This window comes from Collinsella sp. Sow4_E3 (genome assembly GCF_052116285.1).
Taxonomy (GTDB): domain Bacteria; phylum Actinomycetota; class Coriobacteriia; order Coriobacteriales; family Coriobacteriaceae; genus Collinsella.
In genome coordinates this window covers 278683-297908 of the sequence record NZ_JBQKLJ010000001.1, presented here as the reverse complement: position 1 = coordinate 297908, position 19226 = coordinate 278683, and the positions used below count along the sequence as shown (strand labels likewise).

Here is a 19226-nt window from a genome sequence, read left to right as displayed (position 1 = left end):
TGTCGCCGCACAAAAACGGGGCGGCCCGCACCCCTGCGAGCCGCCCCGTGCCCCTAGCTATCGCGTCATAAGGCTAACCAGCGCCACTCCCCTACTTACCAAATATCGCGCCAAACAAACCCTTGCGTTTGGGCTTTTCCTCTCGGTAGGAACCATCGGCCGCCGCTGCCACCTGACGCGGTTGCCCGCCGCCTCCATGGCGCACGATCTGGTACAGAAACGGCGATTTAACGTATTTGACCTCGATGGGCGTGGCGTGCACGGTGCTTTCGCTCGACAGCATCACGTTGGGATTGAGCGGTGCCACCACATGCGTCTCGCGCTTGTCGCTAAACACCACCGCGGCCGCGCGGCCCGTCTGGCCGTTTACGGCAATGCGCACCTGCTCGCCATCGCGGCTGTCCGACGCGGGACGGTCGACAAAGTAGACCGGCACCATCACCAGGCCGTCCTTATGCTTGCGGGCCTTGCGCGCCCAGGCGCGGATGCTCTTTTTATTGAGCCCCAGCACCGCCTCGGCATCGTTGCCGGCAACATCGAGCGCCAGCTTATCAATGACCACCTGGTCCTTGGTAGACGCATCGACGGAGACAACGCGGAAGTCGCCTTCCTGCATGGCAGGATCGAACGGCCCCACCCTGCCAAAGTCCCACGGCTCCAAAATGCCCATAAGACGAACGTCCAGGTAGTTTGCCCGCGGATATGCCCAGTCGAGCACCTCGTAGTACACCAAGGTCTCCTTACTCAGCCCCTTGCCCGGGAAGGACGCCATCATGCGCAAATCCGCGAGCGCCATGGGAAAGTAGAAGAGCATCATGTTGTTTTGGATCGCGTCTTCTACATCGTGACCGGCAAAGGCTTCCGCATACTGGTGCACCAGCTGCAGCGCGTTGGCACGTGCCTGCTGCGGCGAGATTTCGCAGGGAATACCCTGCTCGGGTACATACTCCGCACCAACGCCCATGGTCAGGCGCTTGCTAAAGGTACCGGGCTTGAGTAGGTCTGCAACGCCGATCTTATTGCCGCAGGACGGGCATTCAAACACGCGCTGCGTTGACTCGCCTTCGAAGGATGCGCCACAGAAGGGGCACGGGATGCTCACATGCGTAGCCTCTTGGAACTCCTGCGCCGTGCCGCGGTCCTCCCACAGTAGATGCTCCAGAACCGACTGGTTGCGCCAGTGCGCATGAAAGAAATACCAGTCGGGGTCCACCGGGCGCTCGAGCTGCGACACATGGGTGAGCTTAAGCAGCCCATCGACAACCGTCAGCGGCGCATGGCGAATGCCCAGGGCGCTCCTGGGCTCCCCCGCATCGGCCTGCCACGGAACGACCGTGCCGCAATAGGCGCACTCAAAGCTGCGTTTAGCCTGGTGCGAGTACATAGGGCCTCCGCAGTTTTGGCATTTAATGGCAAACATCTCGTCCATGGATACATCCTCCTTTACGCAGGGGCTGTCGACATTAAGTATGTCGGGCAGGCAGGCACAAGCCCATACCCATGTGGCCCAAAATGGAGCACCCGGTCGGACAAGAAGCCCCGATCGTTAGCTCCAGCAGACCATTGCTGCATTTTCTGAGCATCGGCGCACGGCGCGCCCATGCGAGCTACACTATCCCCTTAAACGAGGATGCGAGGAGGTACGCCATGCTATTTGTAAATCGGCTGGTACATACACTTGTTCCCGGCAGCGAGGGCGAGCCGGTCGATGCATCTTGTCGCACCAACGCGGGCTTTGCCGCAAGCCTCATCTGCATTGGCCTCAACATTACCCTGTGCCTGGCCAAGGGCATCGCGGGTCTGCTCGCCGGCTCTGTCTCGCTCATCGCCGATGCCTTTAACAACCTCTCCGACGCCTCGAGCAACATTGTGAGCTTGCTCGGGTTCCGCCTTGCCAGCCGCCCGGCAGACGAAGGCCACCCCTATGGCCACGGCCGTTACGAATACCTCGCCGGCTTGTTTGTCGCCGTCCTCGTTTGCGCCGTCGGCATCAACCTGGTGCTCGAATCGATCTCCAAGATCATCAAGCCCTCCCCCACCGCCTACACGCTGGTCTCCCTAGCCGCCCTCGTCTTATCCATGCTCGTCAAATTATGGATGGCCGCATTCAACCGTGCGCTGGGCGACCGCATCGACTCGGAGACGCTCATCGCCACGGCGCAGGACTCCAAAAACGACGTCATCACCTCGGGCTCGGTCTTGGCGGCGGCGCTTATTTCGCAGACGACCGGCTTTGACCTCGATGGCTGGGCAGGCCTGGGTGTGGGTATCTTCATCTGCATCAGCGGCATGGGCCTGGTGCGCGACGCCATCAGCCCGCTGTTGGGACAAGCGCCCGACCCCAAGCTCGTCCAGGAAATCCGCGACAGGATCATGTCGTACCCCCAGGTCTTGGGCACACACGACCTCATGGTGCACGACTACGGCCCCGGCCGTCAGTTTGCCAGCGCACACGTGGAAATGCCCGGCGAGGGCGATGCCTTTGAGCACCACGAGATCCTGGACACCATCGAGCACGATATCAAACGCCAGATGGGCATCGACATCACGCTGCACTGCGACCCCATCGCCACCACCGGCGACGACCTGCGCAGCTGGGTCAAGCGTGGCGTCATGCAGATCGATCCCGCGCTCTCCATCCATGACCTGCACGAGCACGACGGGTTCGTTTCGTTTGACCTGGTGCGTCCCGACGGCTTTCGCATCTCCGACGACGAGCTGTTGGAGCGCGTAACGCATATCGTGCACGAGCGCAGGCCCGATGCATCATGCGTTGTCACGTTTGACTCGGGTTTTAGCTCGCCCGACCGTCCGGCCGAACAGTTGTAATCGACAGCAAAACGGGACGCAGGACCGCCGACCAACGCGCCCGTGCGCCCGGTCACGCGATCCTACGTCCCGTTTTTGTTTGCACCGCTAAGGCTCTAGCCGCTCGGCCGCTAGTTTCCCTGCGCGCCCGAAATGCCATTTTGCAGGGCATCCCAGGCGTTCGTTGCCATATCGCCCAGGTTCTGTGCAGTATCGCCGAGATTCTGAGCCGTGCCGCCCAGCTCTTGGGCCTTATCCCCAAGCTCCTGCGCCTTGTTGCTCAGGTCCTCCAGCGTGTTAGAGCTCGAGCTGTCCGTGGCGCCTTGATCAGCGGACGCATTGCCCGACGAGCCGTCCTTGCGCGTGAGCTGAATCTCAAGGTTGCCGTCACCGTTGTAGTAGGCAGATGTGACGACCCAGTTGGCATCGACGACGGGCGTCGAACCGTCGTCGGTCAGAATCACGGCATTCGAAAGATCGGCCCCGCGCGACTTGAGGAGCTTCTTGGCGTTTGACCAGTACTGACCCGGGATATCGCTCAGGTCGACGGTGCCGGACTGGGCAGTCTCGGTCTGCTCGGCCGTGGTATCAGTCGTGGCGCCCCGCTTGTTGAGCATGCCCGACACGATGGCAAACACAACCGACAAGGCAAAGAAGATCGCCAGCACGATGAGGATCTTCTTAATCACGCTCGACGAACGCGAAGGCTTCTTCTCCTCGTCCTCGCCATACTGGGGGATGGACTTGGGATACTCACGATACGGCTCGCGCGCGTATCGGTCGTGCGACTCGTAGCGCGGCTGTGCCGTGCGCGGCATGTATGTCGTCTGCTGAGGTTGTGGAATGGGATTTTGCAGCAGGTCATCATAAGGGTCTACCACCGCGTTGCCGTAGGGGTTCTGCGATGAGACACCATGCGGGTCCTGCGCCGCGTTTCCGTAATTCACAACGCGCGTGGGATCGGCCGACACCTGCGTCGTATCGGGGGCAGCGTAGCCGGGATTCGGCACGACGCGGGTCTCATCGGCGCCATTGCCCGTCCGCGGGGAGCCGTAGCCACCCATCACAGTCGTCTTGTCCTGGTCCATGCAACGTTTCCTTTCCGTCGCCCGTAAGCATCAAGTTATCCATGCATTCTACCCGCGCAAAAGCCTATGATGGACAAAGCCCGCCGGTATCTACAAGACATGCGCGGCCGACGGTCACAAGCGAATCGAGGATATGTCATGGCAAAAAGCAAGCTCATCAAGGACACGACGCGTGCCGAGCGTGAGGAGATCATTAAACTGGCGCTCGCGGGCTGCGGCAACGGCAGCTGCGACAACTGCGGAAGCTGCAGCTTGGGAGCCGGCGACCCGTACGGTACCTACCAGCCCTACATTGACGGCGAGATGGAAATCGCCGATATCAACATGATGGTCGCCGAGCGCAACGCCAAACTCTTCGGCCTCCAGCGCGGCTAACGACCTCTTCTTGGGCTGTGAACCATAAAATGCGCCCATCTACTACGTTTAACCCAAGGGTGCCAACCATAGCCATATTTGTGTTAACAAAACCGCAGGTAAACGTCTTGCCGCATTGTTAAAAAACGCTCCATGGTCGGTCCAACCCTGGCAAACGTAGTAGATGGGCGCTTTTCGTGGCGCGGCTGGCCCAGACAGCTTGTCTCGGAGCCAATTTGCATCAAAAAGTCCCCGACGGCGCTGCGTTTTGCGCCACCGGGGACTGTTCAGTTCACTCCCTGTTGCTTTGCCCTACTCGATGGGCACATGCGTGGCGCAAGGATACTCAGGCGTCACATCCTGGCCGTTGGAATAGCTCGAATCTTGTAGTACGCCGACCTCGTCACCTGTTCCGAACGATACGGAGGAACGTAGCTATCGGTATAGGTACGCACAAAGCCCCGCCGGGCCTTGGTAGGCACGGCGGGGCGGGCAAGCGGCTATGAGCAGCAGGCTTAGAACAAGCCGGTGATGTTGCCGTCGTTGTCGACGTCGATGTTCTCGGCCGCGGGAACCTTGGGTAGGCCCGGCATGGTCAGAACGCTGCCGGTCAGCGCAACCACAAAGTGGGCACCGGCGGAAACCTTGAGCTCGCGCACGGTGATGCGGAAGTTCTCGGGCGCGCCCAGAGCCTTGGCGTTATCGCTAAAGCTGTACTGGGTCTTGGCGACGCACACCGGCAGGTTACCAAAGCCGTTCTCGCGCAGCTCGGCGAGCTGGCGCTTGGCAGCCGGCGTAAAGTCGACGCCATCGGCGCGGTAGACCTTGGTAGCAACGGCCTCCAGGGCGTCGGCCACATCGGCACCGTCCTCGTAGGCAAACTTGAGCTCGCTCGGCTGCTCAATCAGGCGCATGACCTCATCGGCCAGGTCGAGCGCACCCTCGCCGCCCTTGGCCCAAACCTCGGACAGCTTAACGTTGACGCCGAGCTTCTGGCACTCGGACTCGATGAGCGCAAGTTCGGCCTCGGTGTCCGTTGGGAAGCGGTTGATGGCGACCACGCAGGGAAGACCATAGACGTTCTGGATGTTGTCGACGTGGCGCAGCAGGTTGGGCATGCCGGCCTTAAGGGCCTCGAGGTTCTCCTCGTTGAGGTCGGCCTTGGCAACACCGCCGTTGTACTTAAGCGCGCGGGCAGTGGCGACAACCACGACAGCACTGGGGCGAACGCCCGTCATGCGGCACTTGATGTCCAGGAACTTCTCGGCACCAAGGTCGGCGCCAAAGCCGGCCTCGGTAATCGCAACGTCGCCAAAACGCATGGCCATGCGGGTGGCCATGATGGAGTTGCAGCCGTGGGCGATATTGGCGAAGGGACCGCCGTGGACAAACGCGGGCGTGCCTTCGAGCGTCTGCACCAGGTTGGGCTTGAGCGCGTCCTTAAGCAGCGCAGCCATGGCGCCCTGGGCCTTAAGGTCGCGGGCGCGGACGGGCTCGCCGGCATAGCTGTAGCCGACGACGATCTCGCCCAAGCGCTCTTTGAGGTCGTTGATGCTCGTGGACAGGCACAGGATTGCCATGACCTCGGAGGCAACGGTGATATCGAAGCCGTCCTCGCGCGGCACGCCCTGGGCCTTGCCGCCAATGCCATCGATAACATGGCGCAGTTGACGGTCGTTCATGTCGACGACGCGCTTCCAGGTGATGCGCTTAACATCGATGCCGAGCTGGTTGCCCTGCTGAATATGGTTGTCGAGCATGGCGGCCAGCAGGTTGTTGGCGGCACCGATAGCGTGGAAGTCTCCGGTAAAGTGCAGGTTGATGTCCTCCATGGGGATGACCTGGGCCCAGCCGCCGCCGGCGGCACCGCCCTTGACGCCAAAGACGGGGCCGAGCGAAGGCTCGCGCAGGGCCACGGCGCTCTTGACGCCGCGACGGCGCAGGCCATCGGCCAGACCGATGGTCGTGGTGGTCTTGCCCTCGCCCGCAGGCGTGGGATTGATAGCGGTCACAAGGACAAGCTTGGCCTGGTGATCGGTCGGCTCGTTGAGCAGGGAATAGTCGACCTTAGCCTTGTCGAAGCCGTACGGAATCAGGTGCTTAACGTCGACGCCGGCGTTCTTGGCCACCTCGGTAATAGGTAGCGGCGTAACAGAACGTGCGATTTCGATGTCAGTAGGCATGGGCGGTCCTTTCGTTACCGGATGAGAAAAAGACCAATTCAGCATAGCACGGGCGCGCGATAGTAAAACGCCCATAACCGATGAACGGCGATATGTTTATCCAATGCCCAGCGATAGCCTACAGATGCGCTAAAACAAGCCCATTCCTACAGGGTCGGCTCGATACCCAAATGCTCGAATGTGCGAAGGGTTGCCTGACGGCCCTGCGGCGTGCGAATCATCAAGCCGCACTGCAACAGGTAGGGTTCGTAGACATCTTCGAGCGTACCCGGATCCTCGCCCACCGCGCTGGCAAGGGTCGTCAGGCCCACGGCACGGCCGGAGAACGTCTTGGCGAGCGTCTCCAAGATGCGAATGTCCATCCAGTCCAGACCAAGCTCATCAATCTCAAAGAACTCGAGCGCCTGACGGCAGATATCAAGCTCAATAGGACCGTTGCCGCGCACCTGGGCGTAATCGCGCACGCGCTTGAGCAGACGGTTAGCCAAGCGCGGCGTGCCACGCGAGCGTGAGCCGATCTCGAGCGCGCTCGGATGGTCTATTGTCACGCCCAAAATGGTTGCCGAGCGCGTCACGATCTGGGCAAGCTCCTCGATCGTGTAGTAGTCCAAGCGATACGAAATACCAAAACGGTCGCGCAGCGGGCCGGTCAGCATACCCGAACGGGTCGTTGCCGCCACCAGCGTAAACTTGGGGATATCCAGGCGAATCGAGCGCGCCGCCGGACCTTTGCCAATCACGATATCGAGCGCAAAGTCCTCCATCGCGGGATACAGGACTTCCTCGACCGAACGGTTGAGGCGGTGGATCTCGTCGATAAACAGCACGTCACCCGGCTGCAAGTTGGTAAGGATGGCCGCCAGGTCGCCGGTGCGCGCGATGGCCGGGCCACTCGTCGTCTTAATCTGAGCGCCCAGCTCGTTGGCTATAACGGTGGCCAGCGTGGTCTTGCCCAGACCCGGAGGGCCCGAGAAGATCACGTGGTCGAGCGTCTCGCCACGGCTCTGCGCCGCCTCGATCAGCACGCGAAGGCTCTGCTTGATATGCTCCTGACCGCAGTAGTCGTCCAGGCGCTGGGGACGCAGGGTACGGTCGACATCGAGGTCCTCGGGCGTTAGCTCCGAGCCCACCATGCGCTCGCCATGCGCCATGGATGCCGCCGGCGAGTTGCCGGGCGTCGCCCACAGGTCCTGAGAGTCATCGGCTTCCCACATCACGCATCCATTCCGAGTCGCTTAAGCGCCGCGCCGAGCAGATCCTCGACACGCATATCTTGCCCATCATACCCGCTCAGAGCGACATCGGCCTCCTGCGGGCTAAAGCCCATGGAAAGGAGTGCCGCGCGAGCATCATCGATGGCCGAGGGAGCGGCAGCGGGCACGGGCATCGCAACCTGTCCGGGAATCACGTCGACCGGCACAAAGCCCTTATCCTTGGCAAAGGTACTCTTGAGTTCCAAGATGAGGCGCTGAGCTGTCTTTTTACCCACACCGGGTACCTTGGCCATGCCCTTGTCGTCCTCGGCCATCACCAGCGAATACAGCTGCCCCACGGTATAGGTGGAAAGCACGGCGAGCGCCAAGCGCGGGCCAACGCCCGAGACGGACACGAGCCGGTCGAACATTGTGCGCTCATCCTTTGAGGAAAATCCGAAAAGTGTCATGGCGTCCTCGCGCACCTGCATACGCGTGTAGAGGCGGACCTCGCCGCCGGGCGTCGGCAACGTGGCCGCAGTGCTGCCCGAGATGCCGAGCTCAAAGCCCACGCCCGACACATCGACGACAGCAGAGCTCATCGTGGCCTCGACAAGCGTTCCGTGGAGCTGGGAGATCATCAGTATCCGGTTCCTCTCTGTTGATAGAACTCGCCGCCGGTAAGCGCGCGGGTGCGGCTGAGGTTAACGTGGCAGATGGCGCAGGCCAGGGCATCGGCGGCATGGTCGGGGTGCGGGTCGTGATCGAGCTGCGTGAGCGTGCGCACCATGTAGGCGACCTGTCGCTTATCTGCGGCGCCGGTGCCCACAACAGCCTGCTTAATCTGCATGGGCGTGTATTCGCCAATCTCGAGCGCGCACTCCGAAAGCGCCACAAGCGCAGCGCCGCGGGCATGCGCCGTGGGGATGGCCGAACGAACGTTGGCGCCAAAGTAGATGCTCTCGATAGCAGCGGTATCGGGACGATAGCGTTCGACAACGCCCTTGAGGTCGCGGGCGATATGCGACAGGCGCACCGCGAGCGGACTTCCAGCACTGGTCTCGATGCAGCCATAGGCACGGCAGCGAACCTCGCCACGTCGCTCCTCGATAATCCCCCACCCCGTATGGGCCAAACCAGGGTCGATACCCAAGATAACCAAGCCAACCTCCCCTCGTCACAAGCGCAGCGCGAGGCAAGGCCCCACGCACTATTCACGAACGTCTGTTCTAGAATAACACAACGGGGCCAAGATGCTTAGTTAAAGCATCGGGGTTGGGAGCGAATCCTATCCCCAGTTTAGTTCTGCGAGAAAAAAGGAAACTGACGGGGATCCACCGGCGGATGTGGCATCGGCGTACCCTGGGGCCCGCCCTGCGGTCCGCCCTGGCCGCCCATCATCCTTTCGATGGCGTCCTGGACCTCGCCCTCGAACTTTTTCATTCCCTCGTGCAAACGACGCTGACCGTCCTCAGAGCGCAGCTCCTCCATCTGCTCGGGTGAAATACCCAACAGCTCACCCAACAGACCCATCATCTCACCGCGCATGCGATCGCCCGTATCGCTATCGGCAAAGCGGCGCACTTCGGCGCGCGCCAGTGAATCAACCGTCATGCGCTCCTTGCCGTTGAGCCCCAAATCGGACCACGCAAGCATGTACGGCCAAGCGCGCTCGGCAAACGAACGGGCCGAAACGATCGGCGCCGTCGGCAACATGCGACGGGCAGCCTCACCCTGTCGAACGAGCATCAGCAGCAGCGAGCAGGCCTCAGGCTTGCCAGCGGCCATCGGGATGTCGTCGAAAGATCGATTGCGGTCCACGTGCGCCTCGAGCGCGCCATCGACCTCACCCGGCTCAAGCCCGCCGAGCAGCTGTGCCGCGCGGTCGAGCATATCGACCGGACCGGCGAGCGTCGAGAGCGCCTGCGCCAGCACTCGCTCCATACAATCTTCCACCGCGTTGAGCGTCACGAGCTCTTGGGGCACCACGGCAGACGTGCGGTTGCGCACGCGCGCCACAAACTCAAGCGTCGACAGGTACACATCGCCAAAGGGCGCAAAGTCGCCCTGGTAGCCGCCGGACAGTGCGGGCGCCGCTAGCGCGTACTCGGTCTTGGAGAGCGGGCTCAACGCCATGGCGCCCAGCTCGAGCGCCGTATCCTCCAACATCAGGCCCAGCGCACGCGAGCGCAGACGCTCGGCATCGCCCGCCGACACGTCGCGATCGAGCACACGCGCCGCATCCGGTGCATCGCGCTCGACGGTGCGAATGTGCAGGCGCTCGGCAATCGCGCGGACGGCGGCACAGCGGGCAGCCTCGGCCTCTTCCTGAGCCGGCGTAAAGATACGGTTGCGCCCCAGCACAAGGCCAATCACATTACGCGGGCCCAGAGCGTCAACGGCAAGTGCCGCCAGCAGGGACGAAGGCAAGTCACCCTCGAGTGCCACCACAGCACGCGACGTGCCGCGAGCGCGGGCATTGTCGCGCACGGCGAGCACCAGCGCCTGCCACAGCCACGCCTCGGAACGAAACTCGGGCAGTTCGTGATCTTCCAGGGCATCGAGCATCACGCCGCGCTGAATCTCCTGAACCAGCAGGCTCTCCTCAAAACACGGCGCCTGGGCCACCACGCGACCGCAGTCGTCGAGCACAAACGAACCGCCGGTATATACCGACTCGTCGTACGCACCGACCGGCGCCATGCAGGCAAACCACACGCTGCGCTTAGATGCGATCTTGCGGTAGGCACCGCTGCGAACGGCGGCGATGGCGGCAGTCTCGCGGTCGGTCATGTCAAACGCGTTGAATTGGAAATACGCAATGAGGTCAACACCGGTCGGCAACATCTCGAGTTCGCGGTCCAAGTCAAAAATCACGGCGATGCGCACGCCGTCCACGTCGAACACCGGCGGCGCCCAACGCGTATCGTTGTTCTCGCCACGCTGCAGGGCAATGCTCGATCGCGCCGGCACCACATGACCGTCCTTGAGCATCATGTAGTCGAGCAGCGGCTGGCCCTCAAACGAAACCGCCGCGGGCACGATGCAGATCATATCGAGCTCTTGGATACGCTCGGCAACACCGGTCAGGCCTGTCAGCATGTCGTGCTCAAAGTCGGCAGTACCCACCAGGCCGCCGGGCAGAGCACCCATAAAGAGCGGAGCCGGGACGCACAGCACGCGCGCCCCGCGCTCGTGGGCCAGACGAGCCTGGTCCTCGATGCGACCGCAAATGCCCTCAATATCACCCAGGCGCATATCGATCTGTGCAAGTGCGAGCTTCATGGCCCAGCCCTTTCCGTCGTAAACCATCGAAACCGTAGTAAAAGCGCCGGCCGCATAATGCAGCCGGCGCTTGCATGTGCATATGCTAGCTATGATACCCCGAGCGGGGGCGCGCTCCTAGAACGTCGCGGACCACAGCCCATGCAGGTTGCAGTAGGCATAGACGGTACCGGTCTTGGAGCCGCCAGCGAAAAACGTCGCGGGCTTCATGCCGGGCTCAAGGTAATGGACCTCCAGGCGGCCCTCGGCCTCAAGCGCGATCCACTCGATGTAGTGCTCGGGCAGCATGGGGTGCTCCGTCGAGCCCACGCGCGCACGAATGACGTGGCCGTCGCGCTCGGTCTCGACAACAGGCACGTGCTTCTCGTGCGCCGCATCCTCGGTGTTTGCCGTCAGCTCCGTGCAGCCGGCAGGGGTCGCAACGTCGTCGCCAAGAGCGGCAACGAGCTTGCCGTCGGAGTCTTTAAAGAATTTCGCCATGATGTTCTCCTTTGCTGATGTGCCAATGTTCTCGTTAGTTCTTATGCCCAAAGAGCGCCGAACCATCCATGGCATTGCAAATGAACACATAACGGGTGAGGCAAGCGGTCGGGCCAGGACGAACCGGCGACCTGGCCCAGCCCGGCGGCCCCATCCCGCGCGCAGCTAGCGACCGTCGCCACCGAGCAGCGCCAGAACATCCTCGCGCGTGAACAGCGCCGACGAAATGCCGTCACCGCCGAGCACACTGTTGACCAGGTCGCGCTTGGACTCCTGCATCTGCATGATGCGTTCCTCGATCGTGTCCTTGGCGATGAGCTTGTACACGGTCACGGTGTGCTGCTGGCCAATGCGGTGGGCGCGGTCGGTCGCCTGGTCCTGCGCCGCCACGTTCCACCACGGGTCGTAGTGGATGACCACGTCGGCAGCCGTCAAATTAAGGCCCACGCCGCCCGCCTTGAGCGAAATCAAGAACACCGGCACCTCGCCCGCTTGGAACTGCGCAACCATCTTGGCGCGGCTCTCTTTAGACGATGCGCCCGTAAGCTTAAGGAAGGCGATATCCTCCTTGGCCAGGCGCTTGCCGATGATATCGAGCATGCCCGTAAACTGGCTGAACAGCAAGATGCGATGACCGCCGTCGAGCGCGCCGTGGACGAGCTCCATACACGTATCGAGCTTGGCGCTTCCCGCCTTGTAGTCCGCGTAATGCAGATGAGGATCACAGCAGATCTGGCGCAGCTTGGTGAGCTCGGCAAGTACCTTGAGCTTATCTTTTTTGAACTCCCCGGCCTCGCGGTGCTGCACTTGCTGGGCAATGCGGTCCTGGTTGGCCAGGTAGAGCTTGCGCTGCTCGCCGGCGAGCTGCGCCATCACCGTATCCTCGATCTTCTCGGGCAGGTCGGCCACCACGTCTTCCTTGACGCGGCGCAGCACAAACGGCGACACGAGCGCCTGCAGGCGAGCGGCGCTGTCACCCTCGGCGTGCTCGACCGGGCTTTCGAAGCGCTTGGCAAACGACTCGCGCGTGCCGAGCAGGCCCGGCATCAAAAAGTCGAAGATGCTCCAGAGCTCGGACAGGCGGTTTTCGATGGGCGTGCCCGTCAAGGCAAAACGCACGCCGGCAGGCAGACGCTTTGCGGCGCGAGCCACCTGCGTGAGCGGGTTTTTAATGTACTGGGCTTCATCCAGCACCACGCGGGCAAAGTCCTGCTCGACGTACTCGTCGATATCGCGGCGCATGAGGTCATACGACGTCACGACCACGTTATGCTCGGCCACGCCGGCAATTTGCACGCGACGCTGGGCCTTGGTGCCCACAATGGCGCACACATCAATCGACGGGGCAAAGCGCTCCAGCTCGGCAGTCCAGTTGTACACGAGCGACGCAGGGCACACCACAAGCGTGGGCTTAGCGTCCCCCGCCTCCACGCGCGCCAGGATATGCGCGATCATCTGGAGCGTTTTGCCCAGGCCCATGTCGTCGGCCAAGATGCCGCCAAGGCCCAGGTGTTCGAGCGAACCGAGCCACTGGTAGCCGTCGACCTGGTAGCCACGCAGCGTGGCCTTGAGCGAGGCCGGCACCGTAAAGTCCATCTTGCCGAGCGTGTCCAGGCGCTCGACGGTGCGACGGAATGCAGCGTCGCGATCGGCTTCGAGCGCGGACGTGCGCGCAAGCATGCTGTCGACGAACAGGGTACTCGACGCGGGAAGCGACACGCCGTCGAGCAGGTCGACGGCATCGACCCCCAGATCCTCGGCAAGGCCAAACGCGGCGCGCGCTCCCTCGTCCAGGCGAATGATGTCGCCCGACGTGAGACGAGCAAACGTCTGGTGACGCTTGTAGGAATCGAGGTAGATGGCAAGGTCTGCCGCCGAAAGGCCGCTCGCGCCCAGTTCGACGTCGAGCAGGTTACTCTTGACGGTGGCGCGCACCGAAAGCTTGGGCGCAGGGCGGACAGAGATCTGGCGCAGGCGGTCGCTAAGCATGACCTCGCCCAGCTCGGACAGGGCAGACAGGCCCTCAGTGAGCAAGTGGAACAGGCTCTCGTCATCGCGTTCCTCAAACGCCAGGCCACCCTCGTAAAAGTCGAAATACAGAGCCGCCGTATCCATAACGCGAAACTCTGCCACCTCGTCGCGCGGCGGCACGCCCGGGTGCTGCTCTTCGAAGGGGCTGCCCGGAGCGCCCATGCTAAAGAGATCTGCCGACCAGTCGCCGTAGGTAACCGTAATTTTGCAGGTCACAAGGCCATCGTCGACGCCGATCGCCATGGCAAAGCTTGGCTCGGGCGCCACGGTATCGAGCGCAGCGGGCGCGGTAAGGTCGGTGTAGTCGCGCAAGATAGGCAGCGCCATGCGGCAAAACTCACCCACCTGGTCGGCGGCGATATGGACCGGTGTGCGGCAGGGCAACAAGTGCGATAGGAACGGCGCGGCATGTTGGACAAACGCCGTGTCGGTACGGCGCGCGCGGCGCGTATCGACCAGATAGGCGACATCGCCCGAGGCAAAGCAGTACGTATCGGCCGGAAGGCGCAAGTCGTAGCTGCCCCCGGCTGCCGGCACAATCTTGGCAGCAATCAGCGGCGGGCGCTTAGCCGGGACTTCGTTCTCCCCTTCCGGCAACGACTCGACTGCCACCACGTAGGCGCGGTGCGTCGTCGTCCCCCGCGACCAAGCAGGTTCAAAGGACATGGTCCTGCCACGCAGCAGGTCCAGCACGGACACGATGGAATACTCGGATACCGGCAACTGACGCTCGGCGACAAAACCGCTGCGGGCAAAGTCGTACGATGCCGAGCGCGAGCTCGTAATATCGCCTAGGTAGGCGACCGTCATTGCAACAAAGTCGAGCAGCTTTGCCGACACGTCATCGAAAGCCTCGGGCACATGGGCAAACGTAAGCTTCTTGCCATAGGAGAACGTACCGCCGCGCACATAGGCATCGGCCATGCCGTCGATATCCTTAACCACGTAGGACACCGAGCCACAGCGGATGCGAAACTCAAGCGCCCAGCTAAAGCGATCGGCAAACAGCGGATTGTAGTACGGCACCAGCGAGGGCTCCAGCACTGCTTTGGGCGCATCGGGGTCAATGGTGCCGGCGAGCTTGCGGCGCATGGCCACGAGTTTATCCATGCGCGCGTCCGAAAGATCGGAAAGCGCTGCCACAAGGCTCGGGCTCGTGGGCACGGGCGCCGGGAAGGGAAAGTTGGGGTTGACCGGAGATGCGCTGGGCGCGGAGCGTGTGGGCTGCTTGGACTGTGCGGGCGGCACCGTAAACGTGCGGACCGGCGTGCGCAAACCCTCGACGGGCTCGGCGCCGCTGGCATCCAGATACGCCAACGCCGTGGCGATGGCGTGCTTGCACATGCCGGAATAGCGGAAGGCGGCGGGACAATCGCAGTCGTAGTCGACAACCTCGTGCTCGTCCATATCGAGCGCCACGTGCGTCTTATACAGGTCGCCGCGCGAACCACGCACCGTGCCCTCGATATTCACGTTTTTGGAAAAGCGCGAGCCGGAGTCCTCAAACGACAGCACGGCGCCGTTGAGCATGAGCGAACGCCCCTTCATAAAGGTACTGCTGAGCGCCGCCTCCTTACGAAGCGTCTGCACAAACGTCCCCTGCGCCATCGCTTCCTCCAATCTCACCCGGGGTAGCTAATTTGGGACGGGGCTATTTTAGCTACCCCCATATGTCGGTTGAGATGTGTTCCGACCCCGACTCATTCGCCGTCAGCCAAAGGGTAGCTAAAAAAGCCCCGTCCCAAATTAGCTACCCCGCCAACGGCGTCCTTAGATCACCGTCACGCGACCTTGGTTACCCACGATGGCCTTGGCCTCGGCCAACAGCGGAATCGAACGTGCGTTGACCTTAGCAGGTACCTCGGCACGCAGCACGCGCCCGTCCGCCTGCTCGATAAAGATCTCTACGCGGTCGCCGCCCGGGTTGGCGGTGAGCACCGTGGCAAGACGCGCCATGTTGCCCTGGCTAAAGCGGCTGTTGGGCACCATGACCTCAAACACCTTGGGCTTGTTGTTCTCCTCGTTGAGCTCAAGCGGCACAATCTCCTGCGCGATGATCTGGTCGCCGCGGTCCGAGCGCTCGAGCTTGCCCTTAATGCGCACAAACGCGTCGGACAGCTGCGCGCCGGTCTCGGGGTCGACCTCGCCGTACAGATACCCCTCGGCCTCCTTGAAGGTCTTGGGGAACACCACGACCGTAGCCTCGCCTTCCATGTCCTCGAGCTGCACGATGCCCATGGGGTCGCCGTTTTTGGTCACGCGCTTGGACACGCTCGAGACCATACCGGCCCACCACAGCGCCTTGCCCTCGGGAATTTCCTGGTTGATGGTGCCGCCCGTGGGGTTTTGCACCTCGTAGCCGGTGTCGATCTGCGAAAACGAGAAGTCGCGCGCTTTGCTGAGCGCATACTCAAACGGGCGCAGCGGGTGGTCCGAGACATAGATGCCCAGAACCTCCTTCTCCTGGCTCAGCTTAAGGTGGCGGTCCCATTCCTGGCCATCCGGATCGGGTACGCTCACCTCAAAGCCCGAGCCCTCAACGTCGCCAAACATGTCGAAGAACGACGTCTGGCCGCTCGCGCGATCCTTCTGGCGCTTTGCCGCGGCATCGATGATGTTCTCGGGGTTGTTCTTGTCCACAAAGTGCATCATCTGACGACGCGGATACCCCGTGGAGTCGAAGGCACCTGCCTTGATGAGCGATTCGATCACGCGACGGTTGGCCTGGCTCGAGTCCACGCGCTCGACAAAATCATGCAGCGTCTTAAACGGACCGCCCGCCTCGCGCTCGGCGATAATCGCCTGCGCCACGCCGGTGCCCACGCCGCGGATACCGGCCAGACCAAAGCGCACACCTTCCTTGGTAGCCGTGAACTCGGTACCGGACTCGTTGACATCTGGCGAAAGCACGGGGATGCCGTCGTGACGGCATGCCGAGACGTAGTGCACGATCTTGTCGGTCTTGCCCGTATAGGACGTCAGGACGGCCGCCATGTACTCGTGCGGATAATGCGCCTTGAGCCACGCCGTCTGCATAACCAAGATGGCGTAGCCGGCGGAGTGCGACTTGTTGAAAGCGTAGGACGCGAACTCGAGAACATCGTCCCAAATCTTCTGGGCGACCTCGCGCGTGTAGTTGTTCTTGATGGCGCCGTTCATCCAGTGGTCGTAGGTGGTCTCGTCCGAGCCATCCTCCCAGTGGAGCACCGTCGACGTGAGCAGCTTGATCTTCTTCTTAGCCACGGGCTTACGGATACGCGAGTCCGATTCGCCCTTGGAGAAGCCGCACATCTCGACGGAGATGAGCATAACCTGCTCCTGGTAGACCATGGTGCCGTAGGTTTCGCCCAGGATGTCGTCCAGACGGTCGTCGTAGGAGACGGCCGGCTCCTTGCCGTTCATACGGTTGATGTAGGACGAAACCATACCGGCGCCCAGCGGGCCCGGGCGGTACAGGGCGATCAATGCCACGACGTGCTTGTACTCGGTGGGCTTCATGTTCTTGATCGTGGCCGTCATGCCGGCGGACTCGACCTGGAAGACGCCGGCGGTGTGGCCGGAGCCCATGAGCTTAAAGATCTCGGGATCGTCAAAGGGAATCTCTTCCTCTTTGATGTCGATGCCGAAGTTCTTTTTGATGTTTGCCTTGGCCTTGGAGATAACCGTCAGCGTACGCAGGCCCAAGAAGTCCATCTTGAGCAGGCCCATGTCGGCAACGGTATGGCCCTCGTACTGGGTAATCTCGACGCCGCCCTTGGTGTCGAGCTTGGTGGGCACGTGCTCGTTGACGGGGTCGCGGCAGATCAGAACGGCGCACGCATGCACGCCCTCGCCACGGGTGAGGCCCTCGATCGAGAGCGCCGTGTCGATGATGCGGCGGGCGTCGTCGTCCTTTTTATAGGCCTCGGCAAAGTCGGGGTTAAACAGATCCTCTTTGCCGGGTTGTTTTTCGAGCACCTGCTTGAGCTTGACCTTGGGGTCGCTCGAGACCATCTTGGACAGGCGCTGGCCCATGTAGACCGGGTAGTCCAGGACGCGCGCGGCGTCGTTGATGGCCTGCTTGGCCTTAATGGTCGAGTAGGTGATGACGTGGGTGACCTTCTCGGGACCGTAGAGCTGGCGAACGTGCTCCACGACCTCGAGACGCCGCTCATCGTCGAAGTCCATATCGATATCGGGCATCTCGGTACGCTGCGGGGACAGGAACCTCTCGAACATCAGACCGTTCTCGAGAGGGTCGAACGCGGTGATGTTCATGGCGTAGGCGACGATAGCGCCGGCGGCCGAGCCACGGCCGGGGCCGACGCCGATGCCGTTGTCCTTGGCCCATTGCACGTACTCGGCGACGATCAAAAAGTAGGCGGCAAAGCCCTTGTCGCAAATGACCTTGTATTCGTACTCAAAGCGCTCTTTGATGTTGACGCCACCGATCTCGCGCGTGGCCCAGTCGTCACCGTAGTGCTGGCGCAGGCCCTTCTCGCACTCGCGGCGGAACTGGCTCTCGTGCGTCTCGCCGGGATCGAGCAGCGGAAAGCGCGGCAGGATGATGGAGTCCCAGTCCAGCTCAACGTAGCACTTGTCGGCGATCTCGAGCGTGTTGTCGCAGGCCTCGGGGCAATACGGGAACATCGCCCGCATCTCCTCCTCGGTCTTCATGTAAAACTCCGAGCCGGTCATGCGCATGCGGTTGGGGTCGTCGACCTTGGCGTTCATGCCGATGCACATGATGACGTCCTGCACGGGCGCGTCCTCGCGGCGCAGGTAGTGGAAGTCGTTGGTGGCGATGACCTTGACGCCCACCTGTTTGGCGATATCAATGAGCGTGCGGTCCATCTGCTCGTCGGTCAGGCCGTTATCGGTGGTAATGCCGTGTTCCTGGATCTCGATGTAGAAGTCACCGGGGTCAAAGGTATCACGGAAGGTCCCGGCCCACTTGATGGCGCCTTCCATGTCACCGCGGTCGATGTATTTGGGGATGATGCCCGCGATGCAGGCGCTGGTGCAGATCATGCCCTTGGCGTGGCGGCGCAGGTTGTCGAGCGTCACGCGCGGCTTGTAGTAAAAGCCCTGCACGGCGGCCTCGGAGACCGTTTGCATCAGGTTGACGTAGCCCTCCTGGTCCTTGGCCAGAAGGATCATGTGGTAGAGCTCGGGTTTGTGGTCGCGGGCGAGCGTCTCGTCCGGCGTAAAGTAGACCTCGCAGCCAAAGATGGGCTTGATGACCAGAGGCGGCTTGAGCTCGTCGATATTGCCCTTCTCGTCCCACATGGCCATGTCCTTCACATACTGGGCATGCTCGCGCGGGTTTGCCTCGGGATCGGGCTCCACCAGCTCGTCGCGGCGGTCCTTTTCCAAGAAGGCCTTGTCGTGGCTCCACGTTTTGTACTCGGGCGTGTTGTGGTTGACGGCGTCGCAGGCCAGCGCCAGATCGGGCACGCCATACATGTAGCCGTGGTCGGTAATGGCCACGGCGGGCATGCCCAGCTCTACGGCACGGTTGACCATATCCTGGATACGGGTTGCGCCGTCGAGCATGGAAAAAACAGTGTGGTTGTGCAGATGGACGAATGCCATGTGATGAGCTCCGATGCGGGTTCGTGTTCTGACTGAACGATTTTACCCCACGGCACGGACAGCGCCCGAACCTAGCCAAACCCACACGGGTAGCTAATTTGGGACGGGGCTTTTTTAGCTACCCTTTGACTGACGGCGAACGAGTCGGGGTCGGAATACATCTCAACCGATGTATGGGGGTAGCTAAAAGAGCCCCGTCCCAAATTAGCTACCCCTGAGCTGCAGTGGAA

General features: G+C 62.0%; 12 protein-coding genes. 2 read left to right on the top strand and 10 right to left on the bottom strand.

All coding sequences use genetic code 11. The features are described 5' to 3' along the window. Positions 1-91: 91 nt before the first annotated feature. The gene (locus tag ACTQ48_RS01260) at positions 92-1429 is read right to left on the bottom strand and encodes a hypothetical protein (protein ID WP_441569913.1); all 1338 of its coding nucleotides are present in this window, start codon (positions 1427-1429) and stop codon (positions 92-94) included. A 218-nt stretch (positions 1430-1647) separates the two neighbouring features. Here ACTQ48_RS01260 and ACTQ48_RS01255 point away from each other — a divergent pair, with 218 nt between their 5' ends. Next, positions 1648-2829 (top strand): cation diffusion facilitator family transporter, encoded by a 1182-nt coding sequence (locus ACTQ48_RS01255; RefSeq protein WP_441569912.1) that lies wholly within the window; start codon positions 1648-1650, stop codon positions 2827-2829. Positions 2830-2939: 110 nt separating this feature from the next. On the opposite strand, the gene ACTQ48_RS01250 is transcribed toward ACTQ48_RS01255, so the two are convergent. Further along, positions 2940-3896 (bottom strand): hypothetical protein, encoded by a 957-nt coding sequence (locus ACTQ48_RS01250; RefSeq protein WP_441569911.1) that lies wholly within the window; start codon positions 3894-3896, stop codon positions 2940-2942. Between the two features lie 138 nt (positions 3897-4034). On the opposite strand from ACTQ48_RS01250, the gene ACTQ48_RS01245 reads away from it, so the two are divergent. Continuing rightward, the gene (locus tag ACTQ48_RS01245; RefSeq protein WP_035137347.1) at positions 4035-4271 is read left to right on the top strand and encodes a hypothetical protein; all 237 of its coding nucleotides are present in this window, start codon (positions 4035-4037) and stop codon (positions 4269-4271) included. Between the two features lie 494 nt (positions 4272-4765). Here the strand turns inward: ACTQ48_RS01245 and ACTQ48_RS01240 are convergent, their stop codons facing one another. The 8 genes from ACTQ48_RS01240 to dnaE all read right to left on the bottom strand — a co-directional run bounded on the left by ACTQ48_RS01240 (position 4766) and on the right by dnaE (position 18996). Continuing rightward, a complete protein-coding gene (locus ACTQ48_RS01240) occupies positions 4766-6433 on the bottom strand; it encodes a formate--tetrahydrofolate ligase (RefSeq protein WP_154515893.1) in 1668 nt (555 codons plus the stop codon). A gap of 146 nt (positions 6434-6579) precedes the next feature. After that, positions 6580-7647: a Holliday junction branch migration DNA helicase RuvB gene (gene ruvB, locus ACTQ48_RS01235; protein WP_427717818.1), complete on the bottom strand. Its 1068-nt coding sequence runs from the start codon at positions 7645-7647 to the stop codon at positions 6580-6582. Next, positions 7647-8267 carry a Holliday junction branch migration protein RuvA gene (ruvA, locus tag ACTQ48_RS01230; RefSeq protein WP_154515896.1) on the bottom strand — a complete coding sequence of 207 codons (621 nt, stop codon included), beginning with the start codon at positions 8265-8267 and terminating at the stop codon, positions 7647-7649. Before ruvA ends, ruvB begins: the two co-directional genes overlap by 1 nt. After that, the gene (gene ruvC, locus ACTQ48_RS01225; protein WP_035137351.1) at positions 8267-8788 is read right to left on the bottom strand and encodes a crossover junction endodeoxyribonuclease RuvC; all 522 of its coding nucleotides are present in this window, start codon (positions 8786-8788) and stop codon (positions 8267-8269) included. The genes ruvA and ruvC overlap by 1 nt, the downstream gene beginning before the upstream one ends. Positions 8789-8925: 137 nt before the next feature. Next, positions 8926-10911, bottom strand: a complete 1986-nt coding sequence (locus ACTQ48_RS01220) for a hypothetical protein (protein WP_441569910.1) — start codon at positions 10909-10911, stop codon at positions 8926-8928. A gap of 117 nt (positions 10912-11028) precedes the next feature. Continuing rightward, positions 11029-11391 (bottom strand): desulfoferrodoxin family protein, encoded by a 363-nt coding sequence (locus ACTQ48_RS01215; RefSeq protein WP_427747728.1) that lies wholly within the window; start codon positions 11389-11391, stop codon positions 11029-11031. Positions 11392-11556: 165 nt separating this feature from the next. After that, positions 11557-15030: a DEAD/DEAH box helicase gene (locus ACTQ48_RS01210; RefSeq protein ID WP_441569909.1), complete on the bottom strand. Its 3474-nt coding sequence runs from the start codon at positions 15028-15030 to the stop codon at positions 11557-11559. A 162-nt stretch (positions 15031-15192) separates the two neighbouring features. After that, positions 15193-18996 (bottom strand): DNA polymerase III subunit alpha, encoded by a 3804-nt coding sequence (gene dnaE / locus ACTQ48_RS01205; protein WP_441569908.1) that lies wholly within the window; start codon positions 18994-18996, stop codon positions 15193-15195. Positions 18997-19226: the final 230 nt, after the last annotated feature.

Coding starts and splice junctions, on each gene's coding strand:
- ACTQ48_RS01260 (WP_441569913.1), bottom strand. CDS start 1,429: ATGGACGAGATGTTTGCCATTAAATGCCAAAACTGCGGAGGCCCTATG.
- ACTQ48_RS01255 (WP_441569912.1), top strand. CDS start 1,648: ATGCTATTTGTAAATCGGCTGGTACATACACTTGTTCCCGGCAGCGAG.
- ACTQ48_RS01250 (WP_441569911.1), bottom strand. CDS start 3,896: ATGGACCAGGACAAGACGACTGTGATGGGTGGCTACGGCTCCCCGCGG.
- ACTQ48_RS01245 (WP_035137347.1), top strand. CDS start 4,035: ATGGCAAAAAGCAAGCTCATCAAGGACACGACGCGTGCCGAGCGTGAG.
- ACTQ48_RS01240 (WP_154515893.1), bottom strand. CDS start 6,433: ATGCCTACTGACATCGAAATCGCACGTTCTGTTACGCCGCTACCTATT.
- ruvB (WP_427717818.1), bottom strand. CDS start 7,647: ATGTGGGAAGCCGATGACTCTCAGGACCTGTGGGCGACGCCCGGCAAC.
- ruvA (WP_154515896.1), bottom strand. CDS start 8,267: ATGATCTCCCAGCTCCACGGAACGCTTGTCGAGGCCACGATGAGCTCT.
- ACTQ48_RS01220 (WP_441569910.1), bottom strand. CDS start 10,911: ATGAAGCTCGCACTTGCACAGATCGATATGCGCCTGGGTGATATTGAG.
- ACTQ48_RS01215 (WP_427747728.1), bottom strand. CDS start 11,391: ATGGCGAAATTCTTTAAAGACTCCGACGGCAAGCTCGTTGCCGCTCTT.
- ACTQ48_RS01210 (WP_441569909.1), bottom strand. CDS start 15,030: ATGGCGCAGGGGACGTTTGTGCAGACGCTTCGTAAGGAGGCGGCGCTC.
- dnaE (WP_441569908.1), bottom strand. CDS start 18,996: ATGGCATTCGTCCATCTGCACAACCACACTGTTTTTTCCATGCTCGAC.